This is a genomic window from Gammaproteobacteria bacterium, from assembly GCA_024235095.1.
GTDB lineage: Bacteria > Pseudomonadota > Gammaproteobacteria > Competibacterales > Competibacteraceae > UBA2383.
In genome coordinates this window covers 1,128,502-1,152,849 of sequence record JACKNC010000001.1, presented here as the reverse complement: position 1 = coordinate 1,152,849, position 24,348 = coordinate 1,128,502, and the positions used below count along the sequence as shown (strand labels likewise).

Here is a 24,348-nt window from a genome sequence, read left to right as displayed (position 1 = left end):
ATAGATATTTATTGATCATTACCATACTTTATATGGTAGCCAAGCGAAAGTCCTGAGGTGATAACTCATTGAATTTTGACAGTCTGAACAGCTACGCAAAAATTCCTATGCCTGATCAGAATCAGGGACTTCCTGATGAGCATCATCATAAGACTCTGTTATCTTGGAAGCCTTTTTTGATCTAAAATCTCCATTAGCCACACCATTCGGACTGACTTGATTATTCGAGTGTAACATACAAATTAAATCCGCCTCGCCGCGTGTTAACCCACAAAGCTCGACAATCTCATCCGCACTTGCCCCTTGTAGGGCCAGCTTGGTCGCTACCTTGAAGGATTTTTGTTCGGCATCGCCCCGATTAAGCGGCAATGCTTGTTGTCCCGCCTGGTCCCTGAGCTGGCCAATTTGAATTTCAAGCTTGACCAATCGCTCACTGAGCGCTGCCAGCGAAAGCGACACACTTTTAATCTCTTGATGCAGGCTTGGGGTTTCGTTAGGCGATTCCTGCTCGGCTATGGGCGAGCGGAGTCGGGCTATCATAAAACCCAACATAATAAACAATGCATTGCTAAGTAGCAGCGCAATGATTGCGATTCCATAAAACAAGATATCGTACATTGGCTAGCCTTGACGTATAAATTTAAGTTATTAGTTATTTTAAACAACAGTTAAAACAGTAAACTCTATCTGGTCAATTGAGAAGTTGACGAGTATTTTCCAGGGATGGGACAGCATTGACCTGGTTCGTCTGGACAGGATAACGAGTTTCAGTATTGCCCATAATGACCAGTACGACCCGCCGATTCTGCATCCGACCCTGTTCGGTGCCATTATCAGCGATCGGTTGAAATTCGCCATAGCCTACCGCCGACATCCGCTCAGGCCGCACTCTATTTTTCATCAGCAAATTGACTACATTCGCCGCGCGCGCTGCCGAAAGTTCCCAGTTTGATGGATAGACCGGCGTATTGATGGGCCGATTGTCCGTAAATCCTTCAACCTGAATACGATTGGGCACTTCACGGAGAACTTCAGCGATCTTCGCCAAAGGCTCTTGGGCTTCCGGGTTGACAATCGCGCTACCGCTGTCGAAAAGAATATTGTTTTTAATCTCCACTTCCACCCAAAGTGAATTGCTCCGCAAATTAACCAGATCCGCTTTTATAAGTTCAGATAAATAAGCCTGCAATTTAGCGACAACCTTGGTCAGATTTGGATCAGTGCTCGACTCGGGGTCGGTCGCGCTGACTTTTTCGCTCGGGTTATCACCTCTAGCCAGTGTTACAAGGGCGCGAGGCGCGCGTTGCAACACCATCGAAGGCATCGGACGTAGATCAGGCGCAACGCTATGGTTTGTCGCACTTGGCTGCCCAACCGCTTGTTGAGCTGATGCGCCCACCATTGAAGCTACCTGGATTGGCTTAGCGCTATGTGGATCCATCGTTCTAAAGACAACCATCATTGATTGCGCTAACACCCGGAATTTGCCTTCGTTGACCGAGGAAACCGCATACATTACTACGAAAAACGCAAAAAGCAGCGTGATAAAATCAGCATAGGAGACCAACCAGCGTTCGTGATTTTCGTGACCTTCCTCGTGTTTCTTGCGGCTCATAATATATCCCTAGTGCTGAATAAAGCCTTGCAGGCGAGATTCAATATTGCGTGGATTCTCGCCATGGGCAATAGCGATAATTCCTTCAATAATCAGTTCACAAAGACGCCCTTTTCTTTTAATGGAGCTTTTAATTTTATTACCCATCGGCAAGGCAAATACATTAGCCAGAACCAAGCCGTAAATTGTGGCCACAAATGCAGCGGCAATACCACCGCCTAATTTACTCGGATCGGCCAAGTTACCCATAACGTGGATAAGGCCTAATACTGCGCCGATAATGCCGATAGTCGGCGCGTAGCCACCCAAGGCTTCAAAAAAAGTAATTGATTGCAGTTCGCTCTCTTCATGAATCGTCAAGTCCATTTCCAGAATATGGCGGATTTCCTCGGGTTCCTTGCCATCAACTAATAACTGTAGTGCTTTGGAAGCGAAGGGGTCAGGTTCTTGCTGAATGTAATCCTCCAATCGTAATAAACCCTCTTTACGAGCGATGTTGCTCCATTCAACTATTTTTTCAATAGAAGCCTGCAGATCCACTGTGGGTGGCATAAACGCCCACTTAGCCCGGCCCAGCGCGCGTTTGAAAACGTCCATAGGCAATTGAATCAAAACCGCGCCAAAAGTACCCCCTACCACGATGAGGAACGCTGGGGCATTCATCAGCGATCCGATATGGCCACCTTCCAATAACATACCGCCGATGATGCCGCCGAACCCGACGATTAGACCCACAAGAGTCAAAATATCCATGCTTTTTTACTCTCTAAACAAAATGAAAATATATCTTCTTATCCATTCTTGCTTGCAACTCGGGCGCGCAATCGAGCTAGCGCCTGGCTATGCAGTTGGCTAACCCGGGATTCGCTGACGCCCAACACCGCGCCGATTTCCTTCAGGTGCAACTCTTCATCATAATAGAGTGATAGCACCAGCCGCTCCCGTTCTGGCAACAGGTCAATGGCTGTTGCGAGTAGCTTGCAGAAATGTTCGCGGCTCACATTTTCTGACGGGTCATTATCACTGGCCGGAATATGCTCAAGTTCATTCTCATCATCCGCGCCTGCTTCATCCAGCGACAGCAGTTTTTGACCGCGCAGGTCATTCAGTGTAGTGTGATATTCGGCCAGCGTCAGACCCATTTGTTCAGCAATCTCGCGATCGCGCGCTTCGCGCCCTGTCGCTGTTTCCACGGCATGAATGGCGGCGGACACCTCGCGCGCCTTGCGATGCACCGAGCGTGGAGTCCAGTCGCCCCTGCGGATTTCATCGAGCATCGCACCCCGAATACGCGGCTCGGCAAATGTTGTGAAATTCGCGCCCTGCGCCGAGTCATAACGGTGCGCCGCTTCCAAAAGACCCAACATACCCGCCTGGATCAAATCATCAACCTGGACCGAGGCCGGCATGCGCGCCAGGAGATGATAGGCAATGCGCTTTACCTGTGGCGCGCCCCGGGAGATCAGATCATCCGCCGTGTCGCCGCCGAGGCTGGCGTACAGGGCCAGACCTTTCATTCAGCGCGTTCCTCAACCGCATAATCCGGATTAATCAACCGTTCGATGAAGAATTGCAGATAACCGCTCGCTGTGCGCGGCATGGGCCAACGACTGACCACCTGAGTGGCGAGCCGGTGAAAGGCTTCCGCAGAGCGACTGCCCGGGAATGCTTCAACCACGGCGCGTTGCGCCTGAACCGCTTTGCGCAACTGCGGGTCCTCTGGAATGGAGCCAAAGAAGTTCAGGGTGACGTCCAAAAACCGGTCGGAAACCTTGACCAGTTTGGTGAACAGTTCCCGGCCTTCCTGTGCGGTGACTACCCGGTTAGCTAGAATATGAAAACGGTCGACATCATAGTCTTGGCTGAGCAGCTTGATCAGGGCGTAAGCGTCAGTAATCGACGCCGGTTCGTCGCAAACGACCACGACTACTTCGTGAGCAGCCCGGCAAAAGGTGACCACGCTGTCAGAGATGCCGGCCGCGGAGTCGATCAGCATAATATCCAGCGAATCGTTCAACTCACTGAAGGCATTGACCAGCCCAGCATTTTCTTCGGGTCCGAGTTCCGCCATGCGCTTGATGCCAGAGCTGGCCGGAATAATCCGAACGCCATTGGGTCCGGCAATGATAATCTCTTCCAGCGTGCGTTCCTGACTGATTACATGCGACAGGTTGTACAGGGGATGCAGTCCCAGAATCACATCGACATTCGCCAGTCCTAGGTCGGCATCCAGCAGCATCACACTCTGGTTTTGCAGGCTCAGCGCCAGGGCGAGATTGACAGTGATGTTGGTTTTACCTACGCCGCCCTTGCCGCTGGTAATGCAGATAACCCGGACTGGTCGATGGTGGCTCGGCATGTTCATGGATGAGTTTTGCTCGGAGTCAGCAAGAGGCATGGGCGGCCAACCTCTTGCCAAAGGTCAAGGCAAGCGTGTCATGTTCAGTCGGTTCGTTGTACAAACCGGCAAACTCTTCACCCATGCGAATTAAGGCGTCAATGCGCGCCACCAGGAGATCTTCGGGTACGCGCTGACCGTTGCCGATATAAGCCAGCGGCAGCCTTTTTTCGTGGACCGCCGAAAGCGCTGCACCCAGGCGAGTGGTTTCGTCAACCTTGGTGAGAATAGCGCCGCTCAGTGGGACACGGCCAAATACCGCCACGGTTTCGCGCAGCACCGCATGCAAGGCATTAGCTGCTAGCACCAGATAATTACGAATCTGTGGGGCGTCTTTTAACAGCGCAAATTGTTGCGATAAACGGAGATCGCGCTGGCCCATGCCGGCAGTATCGACCAGGATCAGAGATTTATCGGAAAAACCAGTGATTGCATCACGCAGTTCTTGCGCAGTGCGCACTAGCCGGACGGGTGCGTCCATGATGACCCCAAAGGTACAGAGTTGTTCGAAGGCGCCGATCCGATAGCTGTCCGTTGTGATCAGCGCGACATGATGTGGACCATGTCGAAGATTATAGCGCGCCGCCAGTTTGGCGATAGTGGTGGTTTTGCCGACGCCCGTCGGACCGATCATCGCGACAACGCCGCCCTGCGTCAAAATATCGTCCTCAGTGACGGTAAGACTGCGCCCGAGGGTTTCCAGCGCCAGCCGCCAGGCTCGTTCTGGATATGGCTCATTGGCGGCCGCCTCGGCTAATCGTAAGCACAGGTTGGGGCTAAGGCCAAAATCCAGCAATTGACTTAACAAATCAGCCCGGTGGGGTTGCCGACGCGCCAGTTCTCCCCAGGCCAGGCCAGATAACTGCCGTTCCAGCAAGTTATGCATTACCTTGATTTCATTACGCATCTCGACGAGTAGTGGATCCTGGGCCCAGACTACTCGCGACTTGTCGAGTCGCGCGGGCGCTGCCCGCTCTTGGGGAGTATAAGTTGCAAGTCGATCCTGTTCAGGCGTGGCGGTGACCTGCTGGGGAATTGAATCAACCGGTGGTCGATCCGTTGACGCCGCTGGTGATGCGTCAAGGTCTGGATGTTCCTCAAATTGCGCCTCGGTTTCCCGAGCCAGCGCGCGACGCTGGGCAGCGGCGTCCAGGGTTGCCTGTCGCAGGGTTTGCTCGTCGTAATCGATGGCTGCAACGATTTCAAAACCGGCAGCGGTCCGCTGGTTGGACAGGATCACGGCTTCCGGTCCCAGTTCCTCGCGAATCTTGCGCATAGCCTCGCGGATATTGGCGGCGCATAGTCTCTTGATCTTCATCGCTTTCTTCCCGCTGTTATCACGGCTTCCGCACCCCGGGCCAGCCGCATCGGTTCGCTTACTTACCTACTGTGGCGATCACCTTGAGTTTCTTGTCCTCGGAGATCTCGCTGAAAGCGAGGACATGAAGATTGGGGATCCCATGCCGGGTGAAACGCGCCAACATGAGACGGATCGCGTCTGGAACCAGTAGTACCGCCGGTTGCCCGACCAGTTCCTGTTTCTGGGCAGTTTCCAGCAGCGCCTTGTGGAGGCGTTCAGCGAGTCCCGGTTCCAGGGGCGCCTGCTCGTCCCTGCCTGTTTGCAGAGTACGCAGCAATATCTGTTCCAGATCAGCCGCCAATGTAATGACAGGTAATTCATCCTCCAAGCCATTGATATTTTGAATAATCATCTTTCCGATCGCCACGCGGACGGCTGCGGTCAAGACGTCAGGGTCCTGACTCCGGACTCCATGCTCCGCCAAAGTTTCGGCGATAGTTCGCATATCGCGGATCGGCGCCTGTTCCAGCAGCAGGTTTTGCAGCACCCGCACGACGACGCGCAATGTCAGGGTCTTGGGCACCAGGTCCTGCACAAGGCGCGGCATGGTATTGGCCAATCGATCCAGTAATTGCTGGGTTTCCTCGTGACCAAGCAATTCATGGGCATGGCTCATCAGGATTTGATTGAGGTGAGTCGCGATGACGGTGCTGGCGTCCACCACGGTGTAGCCAAGGGTCTGCGCCTGCTCACGCAGATTCGGCTCGATCCATACGGCAGGCAGCTTGAAAGCTGGATCCTGAGTAGCGATCCCTGGCAGAGTACTTTGCACCTGACCTGGATTGATCGCCAACTGCCGATCAGGGAAGGCTTCGGTTTCAGCGGTGGTAACGCCTAGCAAAGCGATTCGGTAGGCGGTTGGCGCCAGATCCAGGTTGTCGCGAATATGTACGGGAGGAATCAAAAAGCCTAGTTCCTGGGACAGTTTTTTGCGAACCCCCTTAATTCGCGTCAACAGTTGACCGTTCTGATTACGATCAACCAAAGTAATCAGCCGATAGCCGACCTCCATGCCGATCGTATCCAGAGGCGGTACATCATCCCAGTTGACCTCCCGGGTTTCCGCACTCTCAATGGCGCCGCCCAGTTCTGCGGGAGCGCCGCCAGCAGCGGGCTGTGTTACGGTTTCGATTTGTTGTTGTCGGTAAATGCGCCAGGCTAGATAGCCAGCTACCGTGGCAAGACTCATGAACACCAGATTGGGCATCCCCGGAACCAGCCCTAGCATGCCGATGATGCCTGCGGTGACCGCCAGGGCTTGCGGACTCCCAAACAGTTGCCGGGTTACTTGCTGCCCCATATTCTGAGAACCGGAGGCGCGGGTGACAATAATGGCGGTAGCGGTAGACAGAAGCAGTGATGGTATTTGGGCTACCAAGCCGTCGCCGATCGTCAGCAGAATATAAAACTGCGCTGCTTCCCCCATTGACAACTGGTGCTGCAGCGTACCGATGGCGATGCCGCCCAGCATGTTGATAAATGTGATGAGCAACCCGGCGATAGCATCGCCGCGCACGAATTTGCTGGCGCCATCCATGGAGCCATAGAAATCGGCTTCTTGCACCACTTCGGATCGCCGGAGCTTGGCCTCGGCCTGATCGATGACGCCAGCATTAAGATCGGCATCGATCGACATTTGTTTGCCGGGCATGGCGTCCAGGGTAAAACGGGCGCTGACTTCCGAGACCCGACCGGCGCCTTTAGTGACAACTACGAAATTGATGATTGTTAGAATGGCAAATACGACGATACCCACTGCGAAGTTGCCGCCAATCACAAATTGCCCAAAGGCTTCAATAACTTTACCGGCAGCATCCGCCCCTGCATGACCGTTCAGCAGCACCACTCGGGTCGATGCGATGTTGAGCGCCAGTCGTAGCAAAGTGGCGATCAGCAATATGGTAGGGAAGGCAGTGAAATCCAGGGGCCGCTCGCTGTAGATGCTCGCCAGTAGCACCACCAGTGCCAAGGCGATATTAAAGGTGAAGAACACATCCAGCGCGAATGGCGGTAGTGGAATAACCACCATCGCCAGGATGATGATCATCAGAGCCGGGGCGCCCAACCCGGAACGGGTTATGCTGCCCAAGGTGGCGGCCAGGTTCACCGCACACCTCTTTCTCTAAGCGATAAGATAATTAGTCTCATATTTTTCGCTATGTTATTCGGTGCGTAGCTCAGGCGGCACCGGCACATCTTCCATGATAATCGGATCCCGGTTGAAGGGTTCCTCCTGACGCAGGCGATACAGATAAGCCAGTACTTGGGCAACCGCGCGGTACAAGGGATTGGGAATCGGTTTATCCAGTTTGCCGTTATAGTACAAGGCGCGTGCTAACAAGGGCGACTGGACCAATGGCACCCGATGCTGGACCGCCAGTTCGCGGATACGCAAAGCAGTCTGTTCAACGCCCATCGCAACGATGACCGGCGCCGCCATGATGGCCTGCTTGTATTCCATCGCTACCGCATAATGGCTGGGGTTGGTAACGACCACATCGGCGATTGGCACTTTTTCCATCATCCGCCGCTGGGCAAACTCCATTTGTAAACGACGAATCCGGGCTTTGACTTCAGGTTTGCCTTCAATGTCTTTCGACTCATCGCGCACTTCCTGCTTGGTCATACGCAAGTTTTTAATGTAATTGAAAATTTGAAAAGGTACATCGACACTGGCGATCAGCAACATGGGCAGACTCAGGATCAAAAAGGTCCAGCCGAGAATCCGAGCAGTGTGGACCAACGCCGGTTGAAGTGGTTCGCGGCCCAGATGCAGTAATTCTGCTTCACTATGCCAGAGCAGAAATACCGCTGCGCCGCCGACCACCAGGAACTTGATGAGCGCCTTGAGCAGCTCCATCAGCGAGTTCCAGGAAAATAGCTTGGCCAGTCCCTTGATAGGATGAATACCCTTGAAACTCAAGCTGAAGGTCCAACCACCGAGCGCCAACGGGGCAAGCAGGGCGATGATCATCATCAGACTGAGAAAGGGCGCTAACAGCAGCAGTAGATCAACGAATAGTTGGCCTAGAACTTCGGGGATTTGTCCAGGATTGGTAATTTTTTTCGGGTCCAGCGCCAAGCCAGCGCGCATCTGTGCAGCCAGTCCCTCGATGAGGCTCGGTCCCAGAATCAGCAGGCTCCCTGTGGCAACGAACAGCATCATCAGGGTTGTCAACTCGCGGGAGCGGGCAACTTGTCCTTTTTCGGAGGCTTCCTGTCGACGTCGCGGAGTAGGCTCCTCGGTTTTATCCTGGCCGTTTTCATCTTCGGCCATTAGCTGTTTCCTCCCGCCAATTGGCTGATGCTGCGAAATGCCTCGGCAAACAGATTATTTAACTGATACAACAAAGTGGGCAAGCTATAAAGAATAATCAACAGACCGAGCACCAGGGTAATCGGAAATCCAACTGCGAAGATATTTAACTGTGGCGCAGCGCGCACCATGACCCCGAAAGCCAGATTAACGGTCAAAAGTGAGGCAATCGCCGGCAATGCGACTAAAACAGCGCCAGCGAACATTTGGCTGGCCCAGCTGACCACAATCCATAGCCAGTCTCGATCGGCGCCGGTTGGAGCAACAGGCAGCACGGTAAAACTGTCCACTAACAGTTGTATCAGCATCAGATGACCATTCAGCTCTAAAAACACTAAGGTGCCGAGCAAAGTATAGAACTGGCTCAACAAGGGACCCTGTACGCCGCTTTGCGGATCAACCAAGCTGGCGAAACCGAGGCCGATCTGGGTCGCGATCACTTGGCCGCCCAATTCCAGGGCGCCGAATACCAGCCGGAGCAAGAAACCCATACTCAGCCCAATCAGCACCTGTTGAGCCGTAACCAGCAGACCTGTCGGACTCAGCGGCTCGACCATCGGCATCGGCGGCATAAGCGGCAGGATCGCCCAAGTCAAAGCCAGCGCCAGCATCAAACGAATTCGGCGTGGAGTGACCCGCGAACCCAGGACCGGCGCCGTGATGACCAGCGCAGCGACCCGGGTCAGCGGCCACAGGAATGTTCCGACCCAAGCGGCGGCTTCAACACTGCTGATTTGCATGGTCTAGCCAATCAGGTTCGGGATTTCCCTAAAAAGAGTTTCCGTAAAGTCAACCAGCAGTCCAAGCATCCATGAACCGGCTAACAAGAGCACCGTCGCCACCGCCAGCAACTTGGGCACAAAAGTCAGCGTCATTTCATTAATCTGAGTTGCGGCCATGAACATACTAATCAGAACGCCGACGACTAGTCCCGTTAACAGCATGGGCGCTGAAACCAGGATAGCCAGTTCCAGGCCACGCTGGCCCAGGGTGATAATCGTTTCCGGAGTCATGACAATCTCCAACGAGGTTCAGGGAATATAGAAGCTGGAGGCCAGCGTATTCATGATCAATCCCCATCCGTCCACCAGCACAAACAGCATCAATTTAAAAGGAAAGGAAATCATCATTGGCGACAGCATCATCATACCCATCGACATCAACACGCTGGCGACCACCAGATCAATGATCAAAAACGGCATGAACAACATGAAACCAATTTGAAAAGCGGTTTTAAGTTCGCTGGTGATATAGGCGGGTACGAGCAACGAAAATGGCACCTGGTCAGGAGATTCCAGTGAAGCCCGCCCGGACAACTTCGTGAACAACGCTAGATCGCTTTCCCGGGTTTGGGCCAGCATGAAGGCTTGCAAGGGTTGCCGGGCTTCTCGCAACGCATCCTGGAAGCTTAGCGTCTCATTCAAATAGGGAACGAGCGCTTGGTCATTAATACGATCGAAAACCGGGGACATGATGAAAAAAGTGAGAAACAGCGCCAGGCCGATCAAAATCTGGTTGTTTGGCGTTTGCATGGTGCCTATGGCCTGGCGCAGCAGGGCCAGTACGATGATGATGCGAGTGAAGGCGGTCATCATCAGCAGCACCGATGGCAGCAACGTCAACATCGTCATCAACGCCAGGATTTGCAGACTCATGGACCATGTTTCACCGCCGCCTTCTGTGGGAGTAATGGTCACAGCCGGCAAGCCGGTTGGCGCTGCCAGCGCCGATCCTGCGCTGACCAGTAAAATCAGCAGTGGGACGCTCAATACGCTGAATTCTCGCCACCCATGGCGTTCAGGAAGGCGGTGGGTCATGAAGCGGCTCCGGGGAAGGGGCGAGGGGCGTCACTTGAAAAATGGGAGCATCTACCGGTTTTGCAGTCGAGGCGGTAAAAACATGTAGCGCCTGAATTTGGTGGGCGGTAATTCCAATGAGCAATCGCACTTCATCCACTTCAACCAGCAACAGGCGTTCCCGAGCGCCGAGTGGAAGGCCGCCGATCACGCGAATGAGTCCATCGCGGGGCAGCGCATAGCGGCGCAATAGCCAGCTCAACCCGACCGCCAGCGCCAGCACCAACAATAATCCCAGCGTCATTTGCGCCAGTAGACCGCTGCTGAATAGCGTGGATTCGGCGTGACCTGCTTCAGAATTCGCCGCCAGCACTTCTCTTGGCAAGGTCAGCATCACAGTCAGTGCGGCGCGCATGACGATCACCGCAGGCGGCGAATGCGCTCTTCGGGGCTAACGATATCGGTGATGCGCACCCCAAAACGCTCGTTAATAACGACCACTTCGCCGCGCGCCACCAGACAGCCATTGACCAGGATATCCAACGGATCGCCCCCCGGACGATCCAGCTTGACGACTGAACCCTGGGTTAATTGCAACAATTCGCGGACGCTCATCCGGGTATGCCCCAGCTCCAGTGACAAGGTGATGGGAATATCCATCACCATGTTCAGATTGGGTTCGGATTTGGTGCCATTTTGTACTGGCGTTTCATCCAGTGTCGTCGCGGTTTCCGGGGTATCGACTTCATCATTCATGATGCGACATTCTCTTGAGATAAAGCTGCGGATTGAAGGGTGATCATCGTCAGTTTTTGACTTCGAAAGGCGAAAAATCTGTTGATGGCGCTGAATGTGCGGCTAACTGACCGGGGCGACCGAGCGCTTGTTCGATTCTGAGCGCGCGCCATCCCTGGGCGACACCATAAGAGCCACGGTAAACTGGCACGTTCTCAACCTGTAAAGTCGCTATATTGGGAATGTCAACGGGAATGACATCACCGACCTTCAACTCCAGCAACTCGTTGAGCGAAAGTTCAAAACCAGCCAGACAGCAATGCGTTTCAACCTGACTGTCCTGGATGCCTTCCTGCAAGCGCTCAGTCAGTTGCGGATTGGGGTTGGGATGTTCCTTATGCAAACTGTTCAACAATGTTTTGCGAATCGGCTCCAGAATGGAGTACGGCAGCGCCAGATGCAGAATGCCGGCAATGTTGTCCCGGCCCACGTGGACGCTACTGACCGCAAGGGTTTCGGTTGGATTCAGCGCGGTAATAAATTGCGGTTTGCTTTCGGAACCCTCGCGAGTGCATTTGAGGGTTGCGAACGGTTCCCAGGCTTCCTCCAGACAACGGAAAGACAGTTCAATCAGGCGCTGGATGAACCGGGTCTCGGTTGTGGTGAACGCACGGGCGCTGGGGGATTTGTACAAACGCCCGGTTCCGCCGAAGAAGGTATCCACTATCATGAAGATCAGTTCCTGATCAAAGATCAGCAGGGCCGGACCGCTCAGAGGCGCCATGTCGATGACGTTCACACTACAGGGAACGCTGAGAGAAGTGGTCAAATCCGTATAACTACGCTTCTCGATGGCGCCGACCGTGACCATTAAGTCCCTGCGCAACAAGTCAAACAGGCTAATGCGCAGACGATGCGCAAAGCGTTCATGGATGGTTTCCAGTACCGGCAGCAGGTTATTGATTGCATAGTCCTGGCTGGCTAGATCATACGATTGCGCTTCATCCTTGAAGACGCCGGAACTGATGCTGCGGCTCCGCGATTTCTTGGACACGACTTCCATCAGGGCGTCGCGTTCGTCCTTGGTAAGGAACTGGTCGGTGGACATGGGCGTTACTGCAACACAAAAGCAGTGAAGTACACGGCTTCGACACCGGGTATGCCGATCTCGCGGGTCAAAATACCTTGAATTTGCGCAAGCGCCTGCATTCTTAGCTTCTCTTTTCCATTCAAAGAGTTAAGAACCTCCATCTTTTGATTGGAAAACAGGAGAATCAGGTCATTGCGAATTTGCGGCATGCTTTGGTTAACCGCATCGATAATCTGCTGGTTGCGGGCCATGACCGTCAGGCCAATCTGCAAATAGCGCAACATGCCTTGATCCTCGAAATTGACGACAAACGCCGGATCGATTGGCAGATAAATTGGTGGTCCTCTAAGCGGTATTGGCATCGCAGCATTAATGCCGCCATGCGTGGGCGCCTCAGCGCCATGCGCTGGCGCGGCAGCCGCATGTTCTTCCCCACTAGCAGCGCCTTTGTTCAACGCGCCGGTCAGCAACAAGGTTGCGCCGATCGATCCGCCGACCAGAATCAGGCCGCCGATCAGGAGAAGCAGGATTTTGAGGATACCGGAACCTTTCTTTTCGGGTTTGGCGGCGTCTTTTTCAGCCATGGATGTTCCTGAGTCTTCTTTGAATGAACGAGTTCTCACTAAGCAAATAGCGCACCATGAATTTTTTATGGCGCTATTTATATTTTAATGAACAGCTTATGAAGAATTTAGAACGAGCCGCTGAAAGATCGGTGGGAAAATCGCCAAAATTCTGTCGCGGCGAGGATGGCGCTAGGCGTTAGGGAACGCAGGAATATAAACAGCAAGTAATTAGTTCCCCCTCCCGTTACCTCAAGGGGAGAGGGAAGCGAGGGGGCGGGTCGCTCTCAAAGAACCAGCAGGGACATACGTCCGTTGCCATAGCGAGGGATATTGACCGTGAAATCAACATGTCCCTTGGCTGCATTCAACATCTCTCGAACCTCGGTTGGTATCTTGCCGGCGTCAGGATACAGCGAAGCGATCTTGAGATGCGGCGTTTTGTCGTTCATCAGTAGGGTTGAGAGAATGTTAGCCACCTCATAGAGGTTATCGAGCATGGCTTGCTCCAGCTTCTTCGTCTTGATAGCGTCTTTGGCGGCCGCGGCGGGCATCATTGACAAGGCGCAACCGGCGTTAGCAGCGAGGGGAATGTCACAGATGAAAGCCGCGACAATTTTGCCGTTGTCATCGATATAACTGGCGATCAGATTGCCGGAACCTGCTTTGGAATCCACGGGCTTCCCCGGTGTCGCCGGCACGTTGCCCCCAAACAACATCACCAGCGTTTTACTGACATCAGCGGCTTTAGGCAGAATAAAGGTGGTGGGCATGGTGCTTCCTGTTTGAATAGCGGTTCGACGGTTCGGATTTGGAAATTTGGCAATATCTTTGCCAAAGATGACGCTGGCAATGTTCCCGGCCGGTTGTCGTCAATCCTTGATGAAAGCGCCAAGAGTTTTGGAGAAGGTCTCTACAGTGAAAGGTTTATTGATGATAAACTTGGCACCGGCTTGCGCCGCTTTGGCTCGCATCTCTGCAGTGCCCTCGGTAGTGATGAAGCCGAAAGTGATTTTATAACCTTCCTCGTTAAGCGTGTGCAACAAGTCCAATCCCGATTTGTTGGGCATGTTCCAGTCCGAGAGGATCAAATCGGGCGGATCCTTGTGAATTGACTCCAGCGCCTCGTTGCCATCGCCGGCTTGCTGGACTTCAAGGTGACCAAAGCCGGCCTCGCGCAGTGTGCGCCGGACGATCATGCGCATGGCGTTGCTGTCATCAACTATCAGGATTTTCATGATTTTTTCTCCCGTTCAAACAAAATGATCTGTAAAGGCAGGCCTTCGGAACGCAAGAAAACCTGTCCCATTATTCGTTCTTCCGTTGTGATATTGTAGCCTTCTCCGACCGAAGGCCGCGAGAGCCGGCAGGGCGTCGGCAGGAGGCTTTTCAAATTTCCGCTTAGCATGTGTGTTAATTCGCCCATAGCATCCGATAAATCGGTTTTGGCGACCTCGGATGGCGAAACGCCAAACATGGCTGCCGCTGCTTTGCAGGCAATCGCTTTGGGACAAACGAGCAGGATGGAACCCTGCCAGTCGCCATCGATGGCCACGCGACCCGTCAACAGGGGCTGGTCGCGTGGCCATTCCGTTACAGGATCATTGCTGCGCTGGATATCCAATTCCAAAAGGGAACTCCAAATACTCTCCGCCAATTCGAGTAAAATGTCGGCAGACAGCTCTACAGCTTCTGGTTTTGGCGTAGTTTGTAGCATACGCTCTTCCCCATGGAAATCGGTTCGAAAGCGGCATCCAGATTCAGAGTCGTTTCCGAAGAACCGAGAAACAGATAGCCGCTTGATTTCAGGACGCCGCGAATTCTGGCCAAAATCGCTTTTTTGGTTCCCAGGTCAAAGTAAATCAGGACATTGCGCATGAATACAATATCCAGAGGTGGAATAGGCGGCCAGGATTCGGCAAGATTGTTCTGCCGAAATTCCACCATCTGACGAATTTCCGGCCTGATTCGCCACTGCAGGCCCTGTCTCTGGAAGTACTTTGTCAACAGCATCGCTGGCAGGCCGCGATTCACTTCGATCTGACTGTACAACCCTTCTTTGGCGCGCGCCAGAATCGCGCCGGACAGATCGGTGGCAATGATGCGCACCCGGTTCCTGAGGATGGGAAAGTGTTCGCGCACCAGCATGGCGATGCTGAAGGGTTCCTGGCCGCTGGAGCAGGCCGCGCACCAAATAGTCACATTTGAAGATGAACGTTTGGCAAGCAGTTCGGGCAATACAGTGGTTTTAAGCGCTTCAAACGGGTGAAAGTCGCGAAAAAATGAGGTTTCGTGAGTCGTTATGGCTTCTACGACCTGGTTGCGGAGGGTGCTGGTTGCGGAATTGGCGCGCAATGCCGCAATTAACGCTTCCAATGAAGCAAACCCGGTCTGTCGCGCTAATGGCGTCAGCCGCGTCTCGATCAGGTAATCCTTGTCCGCTTCCAACACAATAGCGGAATGGCGTCGGACCAATTCGCGGATATAGTTGAAATCGCTGGCGCAGGTTGCGTTCATCGGAGAGGAGCGGTCGCCGGGATTAACAAGCGCTAACGGTTTATTCGCACGCGATTCAGGATTTCCCTAGCCAGCTGGGGCAAAGCGATTTGTCCATCCGCCAAGCCAGCTTTCGCCACAAAACCGGGCATACCCCAGACGACCGAACTGGCTTCATCCTGCACCAGGATTTGTCCACCTGCATTATGGATCGCCTCGCACCCCTTGAGTCCATCGTTGCCCATGCCGGTCAGGATCACCGCCAGGGTATTCGCTCGATAGATAGCGGCCACGGACCGAAACAATACATCTACGGCGGGCCGACAGGAGTTTTCCGGCTCATCCTGATTCAACTGCAAACAAACCTGGCCCCCCTGACGCGCTAAAACCATATGCGAGCCACCCGGCGCCAAACGGATCTGGCCTGGCTGCAGCGCTTCGCCAGCGACCCCTTCGGCGACCGATAGCGTCGTTTGCGTCGCCAGTCGTTCCGCGAGTAGTCGAGTAAAGATCGGCGGCATGTGCTGAACAATCACAATCGGCACCGGGAATTGCGCCGGGAACCGCGACAGCAGCGTCGCCAGCGCATTAGGGCCGCCGGTGGAAACGCCGATGGCCACGACGTCGACGCGCGCACGCAAACCAGCGGCAGGGTGGCGAGGCGGCGGGGCGGCGATCGGAACCAGCGGCGCAACCGGTAAGGGCGCTGGCGCGGGTTCTGGGGAAACCGGACGCTGAGGGACAGGTGGACGGCTGGTGGGAAAAACCGGGGCCGGCGGACCCAGCAAGTGCTGACAAAACGCTTTGACCCGGGGAATTAATTCATCCCGCACCCGTTGCAGGGATTTGCTCATGTTGCCGGTATTCGCCGGTTTGGTGATGTAATCATTCGCCCCGCGCGCTAACGCTTCCAATGTGACCACCGCGCCGCGCTCAGTAATCGAGCTGAACATGATGATCGGCAACCGGGGTTGGCGCTTGCGGATTTCGGTCAGGGTTTCCAGACCATCCATCACCGGCATCTCGACATCAAGAATCACCAGATCAGGATTAAGAATCGGCAATTTTTCCAGAGCAATTTGCCCATTTTGGGCGCTGCCAACCACCTCCAGTTGCGGATCGCCCGTCAATACGTCAGTAAGCAGTCGACGAATCACGGCCGAATCGTCGACCAGCATGATGCGGATTTTTTCAGCCATAGCTAGTCAGGAAGAATTCCCAGCAGGTTAAGTTTTTCCAACACCGCGTCTCGGGTGAACGGTTTCATCACGTATTCATCGGCGCCTGCAGCTAGCGCCCTGGAAATCTGTTCAATTTCGGATTCAGCGGTGACCATCATCAATCGCAACTGATGGTAAACAGGAATAGCACGCACCGCCCGCAAGAAGGCGTATCCATCCATGCCGGGCATGTCCCAGTCCACCAACACCAGATTAATCTCGTGCGTCCGTTGCAGATAATCCAGGGCTTCCTGACCGTCGCACGCCTCAAAAACCTCAAAGCCCGCTCCTTCCAAAATGTGTCTGAGCAATGAACGCATGGCTTTGGAATCATCGACAATCAACACTGCCATCCAGGAAAACCCTCCAAGTAATACAAAGATAAGCAACCCACTGGAATCCGAACTCATCGATGGGCGCGTAAACCAGCGCGCCGCGGGTGGCCAGGACTCCGATAAGGGGGGGACTCATCATAATGGAAGCGGTCGACCCATTGTTGCAGTTCGGCGGCCATGCGCGCCATCTCATCTGAAGCCGTATGCATGTCGTTGGCGCTGCTCAGGGTATTTTGCGCGGCTTGGGCAACATTGGTGATGTTTTGCGCGATGTCGGTGCTGCCGCGCGCTGCATCAGCGACGCTGCGGCTGATTTCGTTAGTTGTAGCGGTCTGTTCTTCAACGGCGCTGGCGATAGTAATCTGGATATCGTTAATCTGGTTAATAATCGCACTGATGCCGCCAATTGCGTCGACCGCGCTGCCGGTATCCATCTGGATCGCTTCGATCTTGCGGCCAATTTCTTCGGTGGCTTTGGCGGTTTCCTTGGCCAGTTCCTTGACTTCGTTGGCGACTACCGCAAACCCCTTGCCGGCCTCGCCCGCGCGCGCCGCCTCAATCGTGGCATTCAGCGCCAGCAGATGCGTTTGTTCGGCAATCGAGGTGATGACCTTGATGATATTGCCAATACCTGCGCTGCTATCCCCCAGTTTGCGAATCGTAGCGTTAGCGTTTTGCGCCATGGTCACCGCTGAAGCCACAATCTTGGTCGCCTCAGCCGCGTTTTGGGCGATTTCGCGGATGCTGGCGCCCATTTCCTCGGTGGAAGCCGCAACGGCCTCGACGTTGTTGCTGACCTGATCGGCAACCGATGTGGCCATTGAGGCTTTGCTCGAAGCCGCCTCGGCGTTGCCGCCCACTTGCTGGCTGACCAGGGTCAATTCCTCGGCGGCGCTGGCCAAGGTCTGCGCATTTTGCCCGATCTGAGCCATGCTGTTGCGCAAATTTGCAAGCAACTCATTGAATCCATTAGCCATATGTGCGACGGAATCCGCGCCGGTTACGGTCAGTTCCTGGGTCAGATCGCCAGTTGCCGCGGCTTTCACGGCTTGCAGAATCTGTTCGATCCGGCTTTGCAACGTCTGGGGAATCTCCCTTTCCCGATCGACAGCGTCTCTGACTGCCGGTTGGACCGGGGCCTTTTCCATGACTTCACGGGGACGAGGCGACTCTGCCTCTCCGGTCAAGCGCTCCCAGATGATCATCGGCCCCTGATAAGCGCCATCCGGACTATGAGTGGCGATGAAATGCACGGCAAAGGCTTCATGACCCAGAGTAAGGGTCGCCTTATGTGGCAGGTGAGCTGGAAGATAAGCTGGGTCGGAGGCGATTCGCCGTAAATCGTCCTGGCGCCGGTAAAGCGCGTCGATCGGTTGACCCATGAGTTGAGTGACGTTGACTGACAAATGCGGCTCCAGTTCGCGCAATGTCCGCTCCATGGCTGGATTCATGTAGCGTAACTGGAGGTTGCGATCAGCGATCATGATATTGATGGGCGCGCTTTGCGCCATCGACAGGATACGGTTAGCCTGGCTGCGTTGTTCCGCGACCTGATTCCAGTCGACTTGATCCATCTGGAAAGCGGACCGAATGTTGGTTAAAGCCTGGTTCAACGCCTGCGTCATCTGACCTAACTCATCATCGGCGACGATTGGCGCTGGTCGAGACAGGTGGCCGTCGGCGAAATCGCGCGCGAGTTGCAATCCCCCCTGGATGCTGGTTTGCAGGGTGCGGCGCAGTAGGAAAAACAGCGCCAGGAGTGGTCCCGCCAGAATTATGATAACCAAAATTTGACGAAGAATGGCGCCTAACAGTTCATAGTTCCGGTCCTCGAGATAAACCCCGCTGGTCAGCACCCAGTCCCACGGAACGAATTCCCGGGCGTAGGCTACCTTGGCGACCGGCTTGCTACTGCCCGGTCGCGGCCATTCATAGGTCACGAAGCCACCGCCTTCTCGCCGGGTGACATCGATCAGATCGGCAACGATGTTGGAAAGCAGGTTGGCGTCACGCCCACCGCGCAGGGGTTGACCTTCCAGGTCCGGGCGCGTGGTTTCGAGCAATAAGCGCTGATCGGCATCGATAATGATGAAGTAGAGGTCCTGATAACGCATATTACGCAGGGTTTCGATCGCCAGCTTTTGCGCCTGCTCGCGGTTCAACGCTCCGGCCTGCTCCTGCTTCTGATAACGCTCGATAACGCCCGCGCCCATTTCAACTACGCTTAACGCCAGGTTTTGCGCGGATTCCAGTGATTGCGAGCGGTCCTGAAGCGACAGGATGGCCAGTAACGTCATGCTGGCGATCGCCCAGCCGACCAGCAAAGCCAATTTACCCTGCAAGTTCAATTTTTTTAAAAGCATCATGCCAGTCACTCGGTTTTTTTCGCCGTTGCGCGATGACGGTTCAGGAGAGCCAGGTTGAACAGCTTGTCGATATTAATCGTGAGCAACAGTTGGTCCTGGAGTTTATACGTGCCCTGGATTAACTCGCGGGCAATGCCTTCGAGAGTATCCGGTGGACGTTCAAAACAGGATTGGTCGACTTCCAGCACGTCGCCAATGCGATCCACCAACAAGCTGAAGGTGCCCTGGCGGGTCTGAACCACAATATTAATCGGTCGCCGATCGTCTTGACGGTCGCCGACCTGGAGTAACCGCCGCAGGTCGATGGCGGTGACGATTTGGCCGCGCAAGTTGATCAGGCCGCGCACAACCGGCGGCGCCAGGGGCACCGGGGTCACCACCTGATAGCGGATCACTTCCTGGACTTTTTCCACGTCGACGCCAAAAAATCGGTCTTCCAGGAAAAAGGTGCAAAGCTGGTGGTAATCCGCCATCGGTTCAGGCCTCCTCGGCCAGCGCCAGTAACGGCATCATTCGTTGCAGGAAACTCTGGACATCGAACAATTCAGTCACCCGGCCCTGAATGACCAGGGTGCCGACCACGCCAACGCGGGTCGCCCGACCTTTGGTTTCAAAAACATCCTGAACGATATCGATGATTTCATCGACGACCAGCCCAATGCGACGGGCGCCATCGCCGAAGACAATCACCTGCAACAGGGCGGTATTGAATGCGCCAGTTTCGGTGCGCGCCAGGCGATCGGAACTGTAACTGGCGCTGAGGACATTTTTCAGGCGAACCAGCGGCAGAATCTGACCGCGATATTGAACGACGTCGACATCGCCAGCGCTTTCCACATGGCTGGATTCAAATTCTTCCAACCGGGAAACCGGCGCCAGCGGGATCGCCAACCGGCCATTCCCTGGCGAGCGCACCAGCAACAGCGTCTGAATTTCAGCTTCGCGCTCCTGGGCTTGCCGCAATTGCGCTGCAACATTCTGGTCATGGCTATCGCTTAAAATCCGCGCTTGCTGGGCAATTCCCAGGATATCGAGAATCAGCGCAACCCGGCCATCGCCCATGATGGTGGCGCCGGCGAAGACCGGAATATCCTGGAGCACCTTGTCGAGCGGTTTAACGACGATTTCCTGCGTATCATTGATTTGATCCACCACCAGCCCGAGCTGGTGCTGGCCCGCTTGCAGCACTACGATATTCAGAACTTTTGCGGTGGCGGTTAAACCCAGTTCGTGATTCAGATAAACGATGGGCAGCAGTTTGCCGCGCAGTCGGTAAACCGGATTGCTGTGAACGTATTCGATGGCGGCATCGCGTTGCTCCTCAGTAACGCGGATCAATTCCAACAAGTTGACCTGGGGGATGGCGAACCGCTCGCTGCCGCTGGTGACAATCAGGGCCGGGACGATGGCCAGCGTCAGGGGAATGCGAATTTTGAAGGTGGTGCCCTGGCCCAATACGCTTTCCAGGTCGATAACGCCGCCAATTTTCTCGATGTTGGTCTTGACCACATCCATGCCCACGCCGCGCCCGGAGATATTGGTGATTTTTTCGGCGGTGGAGAAGCCGGCCAAGAAAATCAGCCGCCGGAAATCCTGATCGCTCATGGCGTCGGCGCGCTCCAAGGTAATCAGTCCTTTTTCCAGAGCCTTGTTGCGGAGTTTGATCGGGTTGATGCCGGCGCCATTGTCAGCGATTTCGATATGCACCTGACCGCCTTCATGATAGGCGCGCAGCAAGAGACAACCCTCCTCGGGTTTACCTGAAGCGTGGCGCACCGCAGGCAACTCGACGCCATGATCAACCGCGTTGCGAATCAGGTGGGTCAGCGGATCCTTCATCGCTTCGATCAGACTTTTGTCAAGTTCAGTCTCCTTGCCTTCCATCTCAACGCGCACCTGTTTACCGCAACTGACCGCCAGATCCCGCACAATACGGGGAAATTTGGCCCAAATGTTGCTAATCGGCTGCATTCGGGTGCGCATGATGCCTTCCTGAAGCTCACTGGTGATCAGATTCAGGCGTTGTGAGGCAGCCATGAGCTGCGGGTTTTCCTGGAGTAGGGTGTACTCAACGATCTGATTACGAGCTAATACCAGTTCGCCGACCAGATTCATTAGCTTGTCCAGCAAGGGCACATCCACGCGAATCGAGCTTTCGGCGATACCTGGTCCGCCGCTGGCTGGCGCAGGAACCGGGGAGGCGCGTTCTGGAGCCGGGGCCAGCGCAGTGCGCTCCAGTGCCTGGGTTGCTGGTTGCGCAGCAGGCTTGGCGCCGGTTTCCGCAGGAGTTTGCGGTGTTGCAGTAGGTTCTGGTTGCTGGGTAGATGGGGAGTCGGACGGTTTGGCCTCTGGAACAGGGACCGGTTCAAGCAAAAAAACCGCGCCGGGGGGTAAGAGTTCACTGCCTGCGTCACTGGCGTCAGCATTTTCAGCGGCAGAAGATTCATTAACCGCGGGTGGAGCATTCACCGGTTCTGGCGGGGGGGGAGGCGATGGGGGTGCGGCAGGTTCAGGCCGGGGCGCGGGCGTTGCAGAACCACCCTCCTTAAGGCGATTCAGAGTTTCAATCAGGTTGGCGTAACCTTCCTCGCCATCCGACTCGGTGCGTTCGATTTCGCCCAGCATGGTGCGCACGGCGTCCAGCATGGTCAACAGCGCGCTGGCGATCTCCTGGGTAAAGTTCAGTTTGCCGTCGCGCAACAACGATAGGAGGTTTTCCCCGGCGTGGGCCAGTTTTTCGAGATGGCTGAAACCCAGAAAGCCACAGGTTCCCTTAATCGTGTGAACCGTGCGGAAGATGCTGGCGAGCGTGTCCCGGTCATCGGGATTCTGCTCGAGCATGACAAATTTATTATCAAGCTGATCCAGGCCTTCCAGGCTTTCGGTTAAAAATTCTACAATGATTTCATCCATAGCGGCAGGATCGCCCAGACTGTTGCCCCATGTTCCACCCACTCTATCGTGAGATTAGCGCAAGCTACGTATTGAATTTTAGGTGTTGTGGAAGAAACTCACCGATTAATTGCGATAATCCGCTTGCAGACAATCATCTGTCAGGATTGCCCGCAAGGAGGGGTTGAGTCAGAAAGACTATAATTATAAAGATATTATCTGAATCACCGAAAGTAGAGAATAGATTTAGGGTGCGCATTGCGCACCCTACGGATTTTGGCATTAATCCTGGCGGTTCGAGATCAGACCTCGCCCCAGCCGAACACTTCCACTGCACGGAACAGGTCGTTATCGGTGACCATGCCAACCGGTTTACCGTCCATTTCGACCACCACGCGGCGGACATTAGCTTCAGCCATGCGCTGTGAAGCTTCGGCCAGCGACATTTCGCGCTTAACTGTGACCAGTGGCCGGGTGGCGATTTCACCGACGGGCACCCGCGCCGGCGAGCGATTGACGCTGATGATCTTTTTCAGCACGTCGCGGTCCGTCATGATCCCCCAGTGACCGCTGGCGTCGGGTTCGACCATCACTGCATTCACGCTCTTCTCGATCATGACATGCATGGCGACATTGACCATGTCGTCGTTTTTGACGGTGACCACCGGCGACATGATGCCGCCTACTGTGGTCGGCATCCGTCCAGAAGCCAGCATGGCCTGCAGTGGATCTGCCACGCGCTGCGCTTCCAGAGCGCGCCGTTCGGCTTCGAGCGCCTGCCGCCGCCGCTCGGCCTCAGCGCGTAACGCGGCGCCGTGCGCCTTCATTTTGGCGATAATCAGGTCGCCAAACTTGCTGGTGGGTACCTCAGTGGCCCCGTCCATTTGCCGGGCAAAGTCGTAGGTCACAGTCTTGTCGGCAATGACCTGGGTGAGCGCGATTTCAATCAAGTCGGCGGCTTCCTTCCAGCCCATATATTGCAACATCATCACCCCGGACAGCATCAGCGAGCCGGGATTGACCTTGTCCAGATTGGCGTACTTGGGCGCGGTGCCGTGAGTCGCTTCGAACACGGCGACATGATCCGCCATGTTGGCGCCTGGGGCGATGCCGATGCCGCCCACTTCCGCCGCGACCGCATCGGACAGATAATCGCCATTCAGGTTCATGGTGGCCAGCACCGAGAACTCCTCCGGACGCAACTGCAAGAGCTGGAAGATAATGTCGGCGATGCGGTCCTTGATCACCACCTTGCCCGGCGGTTGTTTGCCGCCATAGACGCTGTACAATTCGTTCTCGGTGATGGTCTGATCCGGGAACTCGTCGCGCGCCAGTTCGTAGCCCCAGTTACGGAAGGCGCCTTCCGTAAACTTCATGATATTGCCCTTATGCACCAGGGTCACGCTATCACGCCCATGTTCGATGGCGTATTGGATGGCTTTGCGCACCAGTCGCTTGGAGGCGAACGGCGAAATGGGTTTGACGCCGATGCCGGCTTCGTCGAAGAACTCCGCGCCTAATTCGTCGCGTAGGAACTTGGCCAGCTTGGTGTTTTCCGGCGAGCCGGATTTATATTCGATGCCGGCGTAGACGTCTTCGGTGTTCTCACGGAAGATAATGACGTCCACCTTCTCGGGATAGCGCATTGGCGAGGGAACGCCGGGATAATAGCGGACAGGGCGAACGCAGGCGTACAGGTCCAGGTCTTGGCGCAGCGCCACGTTCAGCGAGCGAAAGCCGCCGCCGACCGGGGTGGTCAGGGGACCTTTGATGGCGACCACCAGTTCCTTGATGGCCTCCAGGGTTTCTTCGGGAAAGTAGTTGCCATCGTACAGTTCCGCGGCTTTTTCGCCTAAGAAGATTTCGCACCAGTGGATCTTGCGCTCTCCGCCATAGGCTTCCTCGACCGCCGCATCCCAGACGCGCAACGAGGCGCGGGTAATATCCGGACCAATGCCGTCACCCTCGACATAACCGACAACGGGTTGATCGGGAACGTGCAACTTGCCATCCTTGACCGTGATTTTTTCACCGCTTGCAGGAATGCGAATATGTTGGTAGGCCATGGGCCCTCCTTCTCATTTTGGTTTCCACAGGGTATTGAATTCTGGAACGCGCGGTGCGTAAGAAAATGCCGCGTCCGGCGCAAAAAACGCGCATTAAGCT

25 protein-coding genes are annotated in these 24,348 nt (G+C 55.0%); all 25 read right to left on the bottom strand.

Features of this window, described 5'->3' with window-relative positions; all coding sequences use genetic code 11:
- Positions 1–105: 105 nt before the first annotated feature.
- The 25 genes from H6973_05160 to icd all read right to left on the bottom strand — a co-directional run bounded on the left by H6973_05160 (position 106) and on the right by icd (position 24,248).
- The gene (locus H6973_05160) at positions 106–618 is read right to left on the bottom strand and encodes a DUF2802 domain-containing protein (GenBank protein MCP5125028.1); all 513 of its coding nucleotides are present in this window, start codon (positions 616–618) and stop codon (positions 106–108) included.
- 73 nt (positions 619–691) lie between these two features.
- The gene (motD, locus tag H6973_05155) at positions 692–1,615 is read right to left on the bottom strand and encodes a flagellar motor protein MotD (GenBank protein MCP5125027.1); all 924 of its coding nucleotides are present in this window, start codon (positions 1,613–1,615) and stop codon (positions 692–694) included.
- Between the two features lie 9 nt (positions 1,616–1,624).
- The gene (locus H6973_05150; GenBank protein MCP5125026.1) at positions 1,625–2,368 is read right to left on the bottom strand and encodes a flagellar motor protein; all 744 of its coding nucleotides are present in this window, start codon (positions 2,366–2,368) and stop codon (positions 1,625–1,627) included.
- A gap of 38 nt (positions 2,369–2,406) precedes the next feature.
- Entirely contained in the window at positions 2,407–3,132 is a 726-nt protein-coding gene (locus H6973_05145) for an RNA polymerase sigma factor FliA (protein ID MCP5125025.1), read from the bottom strand.
- The gene (locus tag H6973_05140) at positions 3,129–4,013 is read right to left on the bottom strand and encodes a MinD/ParA family protein (GenBank protein MCP5125024.1); all 885 of its coding nucleotides are present in this window, start codon (positions 4,011–4,013) and stop codon (positions 3,129–3,131) included. The genes H6973_05145 and H6973_05140 overlap by 4 nt, the downstream gene beginning before the upstream one ends.
- Positions 4,000–5,331 (bottom strand): flagellar biosynthesis protein FlhF, encoded by a 1,332-nt coding sequence (gene flhF, locus H6973_05135; GenBank protein MCP5125023.1) that lies wholly within the window; start codon positions 5,329–5,331, stop codon positions 4,000–4,002. The genes H6973_05140 and flhF overlap by 14 nt, the downstream gene beginning before the upstream one ends.
- A gap of 58 nt (positions 5,332–5,389) precedes the next feature.
- Entirely contained in the window at positions 5,390–7,474 is a 2,085-nt protein-coding gene (flhA, locus tag H6973_05130; protein MCP5125022.1) for a flagellar biosynthesis protein FlhA, read from the bottom strand.
- 60 nt (positions 7,475–7,534) lie between these two features.
- On the bottom strand, positions 7,535–8,650 hold the full coding sequence (gene flhB, locus H6973_05125) for a flagellar biosynthesis protein FlhB (GenBank protein MCP5125021.1): 1,116 nt from the start codon (positions 8,648–8,650) through the stop codon (positions 7,535–7,537).
- Positions 8,650–9,429 carry a flagellar biosynthetic protein FliR gene (fliR, locus tag H6973_05120; protein ID MCP5125020.1) on the bottom strand — a complete coding sequence of 260 codons (780 nt, stop codon included), beginning with the start codon at positions 9,427–9,429 and terminating at the stop codon, positions 8,650–8,652. Before fliR ends, flhB begins: the two co-directional genes overlap by 1 nt.
- Before the next feature lie 3 nt (positions 9,430–9,432).
- Positions 9,433–9,702, bottom strand: a complete 270-nt coding sequence (gene fliQ / locus H6973_05115; GenBank protein ID MCP5125019.1) for a flagellar biosynthesis protein FliQ — start codon at positions 9,700–9,702, stop codon at positions 9,433–9,435.
- An 18-nt stretch (positions 9,703–9,720) separates the two neighbouring features.
- Positions 9,721–10,506: a flagellar type III secretion system pore protein FliP gene (fliP, locus tag H6973_05110; protein ID MCP5125018.1), complete on the bottom strand. Its 786-nt coding sequence runs from the start codon at positions 10,504–10,506 to the stop codon at positions 9,721–9,723.
- Positions 10,487–10,900, bottom strand: coding sequence for a flagellar biosynthetic protein FliO (gene fliO, locus H6973_05105; protein ID MCP5125017.1), 414 nt, complete (start codon positions 10,898–10,900; stop codon positions 10,487–10,489). Before fliO ends, fliP begins: the two co-directional genes overlap by 20 nt.
- 5 nt (positions 10,901–10,905) lie before the next feature.
- Positions 10,906–11,241 (bottom strand): flagellar motor switch protein FliN, encoded by a 336-nt coding sequence (fliN, locus tag H6973_05100; protein ID MCP5125016.1) that lies wholly within the window; start codon positions 11,239–11,241, stop codon positions 10,906–10,908.
- A gap of 49 nt (positions 11,242–11,290) precedes the next feature.
- Entirely contained in the window at positions 11,291–12,328 is a 1,038-nt protein-coding gene (gene fliM, locus H6973_05095; protein ID MCP5125015.1) for a flagellar motor switch protein FliM, read from the bottom strand.
- A gap of 5 nt (positions 12,329–12,333) precedes the next feature.
- Positions 12,334–12,894, bottom strand: coding sequence for a flagellar basal body-associated FliL family protein (locus tag H6973_05090; protein ID MCP5125014.1), 561 nt, complete (start codon positions 12,892–12,894; stop codon positions 12,334–12,336).
- 266 nt (positions 12,895–13,160) lie between these two features.
- Positions 13,161–13,646 carry a hypothetical protein gene (locus H6973_05085; protein ID MCP5125013.1) on the bottom strand — a complete coding sequence of 162 codons (486 nt, stop codon included), beginning with the start codon at positions 13,644–13,646 and terminating at the stop codon, positions 13,161–13,163.
- Between the two features lie 99 nt (positions 13,647–13,745).
- A complete protein-coding gene (locus tag H6973_05080) occupies positions 13,746–14,111 on the bottom strand; it encodes a response regulator (protein ID MCP5125012.1) in 366 nt (121 codons plus the stop codon).
- Positions 14,108–14,503, bottom strand: a complete 396-nt coding sequence (locus H6973_05075; protein MCP5125011.1) for a chemotaxis protein CheX — start codon at positions 14,501–14,503, stop codon at positions 14,108–14,110. The genes H6973_05080 and H6973_05075 overlap by 4 nt, the downstream gene beginning before the upstream one ends.
- 53 nt (positions 14,504–14,556) lie before the next feature.
- On the bottom strand, positions 14,557–15,390 hold the full coding sequence (locus H6973_05070) for a protein-glutamate O-methyltransferase CheR (GenBank protein MCP5125010.1): 834 nt from the start codon (positions 15,388–15,390) through the stop codon (positions 14,557–14,559).
- 32 nt (positions 15,391–15,422) lie between these two features.
- Positions 15,423–16,568 carry a chemotaxis response regulator protein-glutamate methylesterase gene (locus H6973_05065; protein ID MCP5125009.1) on the bottom strand — a complete coding sequence of 382 codons (1,146 nt, stop codon included), beginning with the start codon at positions 16,566–16,568 and terminating at the stop codon, positions 15,423–15,425.
- A gap of 2 nt (positions 16,569–16,570) precedes the next feature.
- Positions 16,571–16,942, bottom strand: a complete 372-nt coding sequence (locus H6973_05060; GenBank protein ID MCP5125008.1) for a response regulator — start codon at positions 16,940–16,942, stop codon at positions 16,571–16,573.
- Between the two features lie 53 nt (positions 16,943–16,995).
- Positions 16,996–19,290: a cache domain-containing protein gene (locus tag H6973_05055; protein ID MCP5125007.1), complete on the bottom strand. Its 2,295-nt coding sequence runs from the start codon at positions 19,288–19,290 to the stop codon at positions 16,996–16,998.
- 5 nt (positions 19,291–19,295) lie between these two features.
- Positions 19,296–19,763, bottom strand: coding sequence for a chemotaxis protein CheW (locus H6973_05050; GenBank protein MCP5125006.1), 468 nt, complete (start codon positions 19,761–19,763; stop codon positions 19,296–19,298).
- 4 nt (positions 19,764–19,767) lie between these two features.
- Positions 19,768–22,245 carry a chemotaxis protein CheA gene (locus H6973_05045; protein ID MCP5125005.1) on the bottom strand — a complete coding sequence of 826 codons (2,478 nt, stop codon included), beginning with the start codon at positions 22,243–22,245 and terminating at the stop codon, positions 19,768–19,770.
- Between the two features lie 239 nt (positions 22,246–22,484).
- Positions 22,485–24,248: an isocitrate dehydrogenase (NADP(+)) gene (icd, locus tag H6973_05040; GenBank protein ID MCP5125004.1), complete on the bottom strand. Its 1,764-nt coding sequence runs from the start codon at positions 24,246–24,248 to the stop codon at positions 22,485–22,487.
- Positions 24,249–24,348: the final 100 nt, after the last annotated feature.

Excerpts from the sequence above, each read along its gene's own strand:
- motD (MCP5125027.1), bottom strand. The coding sequence starts at position 1,615 with ATGAGCCGCAAGAAACACGAGGAAGGTCACGAAAATCACGAACGCTGG.
- flhF (MCP5125023.1), bottom strand. The coding sequence starts at position 5,331 with ATGAAGATCAAGAGACTATGCGCCGCCAATATCCGCGAGGCTATGCGC.
- fliP (MCP5125018.1), bottom strand. The coding sequence starts at position 10,506 with ATGACCCACCGCCTTCCTGAACGCCATGGGTGGCGAGAATTCAGCGTA.
- H6973_05080 (MCP5125012.1), bottom strand. The coding sequence starts at position 14,111 with ATGAAAATCCTGATAGTTGATGACAGCAACGCCATGCGCATGATCGTC.
- fliO (MCP5125017.1), bottom strand. The coding sequence starts at position 10,900 with ATGCGCGCCGCACTGACTGTGATGCTGACCTTGCCAAGAGAAGTGCTG.
- H6973_05160 (MCP5125028.1), bottom strand. The coding sequence starts at position 618 with ATGTACGATATCTTGTTTTATGGAATCGCAATCATTGCGCTGCTACTT.
- H6973_05090 (MCP5125014.1), bottom strand. The coding sequence starts at position 12,894 with ATGGCTGAAAAAGACGCCGCCAAACCCGAAAAGAAAGGTTCCGGTATC.
- H6973_05055 (MCP5125007.1), bottom strand. The coding sequence starts at position 19,290 with ATGATGCTTTTAAAAAAATTGAACTTGCAGGGTAAATTGGCTTTGCTG.
- fliQ (MCP5125019.1), bottom strand. The coding sequence starts at position 9,702 with ATGACTCCGGAAACGATTATCACCCTGGGCCAGCGTGGCCTGGAACTG.
- H6973_05060 (MCP5125008.1), bottom strand. The coding sequence starts at position 16,942 with ATGGCAGTGTTGATTGTCGATGATTCCAAAGCCATGCGTTCATTGCTC.
- fliM (MCP5125015.1), bottom strand. The coding sequence starts at position 12,328 with ATGTCCACCGACCAGTTCCTTACCAAGGACGAACGCGACGCCCTGATG.
- H6973_05085 (MCP5125013.1), bottom strand. The coding sequence starts at position 13,646 with ATGCCCACCACCTTTATTCTGCCTAAAGCCGCTGATGTCAGTAAAACG.
- H6973_05050 (MCP5125006.1), bottom strand. The coding sequence starts at position 19,763 with ATGGCGGATTACCACCAGCTTTGCACCTTTTTCCTGGAAGACCGATTT.
- fliN (MCP5125016.1), bottom strand. The coding sequence starts at position 11,241 with ATGAATGATGAAGTCGATACCCCGGAAACCGCGACGACACTGGATGAA.
- fliR (MCP5125020.1), bottom strand. The coding sequence starts at position 9,429 with ATGCAAATCAGCAGTGTTGAAGCCGCCGCTTGGGTCGGAACATTCCTG.
- H6973_05150 (MCP5125026.1), bottom strand. The coding sequence starts at position 2,368 with ATGGATATTTTGACTCTTGTGGGTCTAATCGTCGGGTTCGGCGGCATC.
- H6973_05145 (MCP5125025.1), bottom strand. The coding sequence starts at position 3,132 with ATGAAAGGTCTGGCCCTGTACGCCAGCCTCGGCGGCGACACGGCGGAT.
- flhB (MCP5125021.1), bottom strand. The coding sequence starts at position 8,650 with ATGGCCGAAGATGAAAACGGCCAGGATAAAACCGAGGAGCCTACTCCG.
- H6973_05070 (MCP5125010.1), bottom strand. The coding sequence starts at position 15,390 with ATGAACGCAACCTGCGCCAGCGATTTCAACTATATCCGCGAATTGGTC.
- icd (MCP5125004.1), bottom strand. The coding sequence starts at position 24,248 with ATGGCCTACCAACATATTCGCATTCCTGCAAGCGGTGAAAAAATCACG.
- H6973_05140 (MCP5125024.1), bottom strand. The coding sequence starts at position 4,013 with ATGCCTCTTGCTGACTCCGAGCAAAACTCATCCATGAACATGCCGAGC.
- H6973_05065 (MCP5125009.1), bottom strand. The coding sequence starts at position 16,568 with ATGGCTGAAAAAATCCGCATCATGCTGGTCGACGATTCGGCCGTGATT.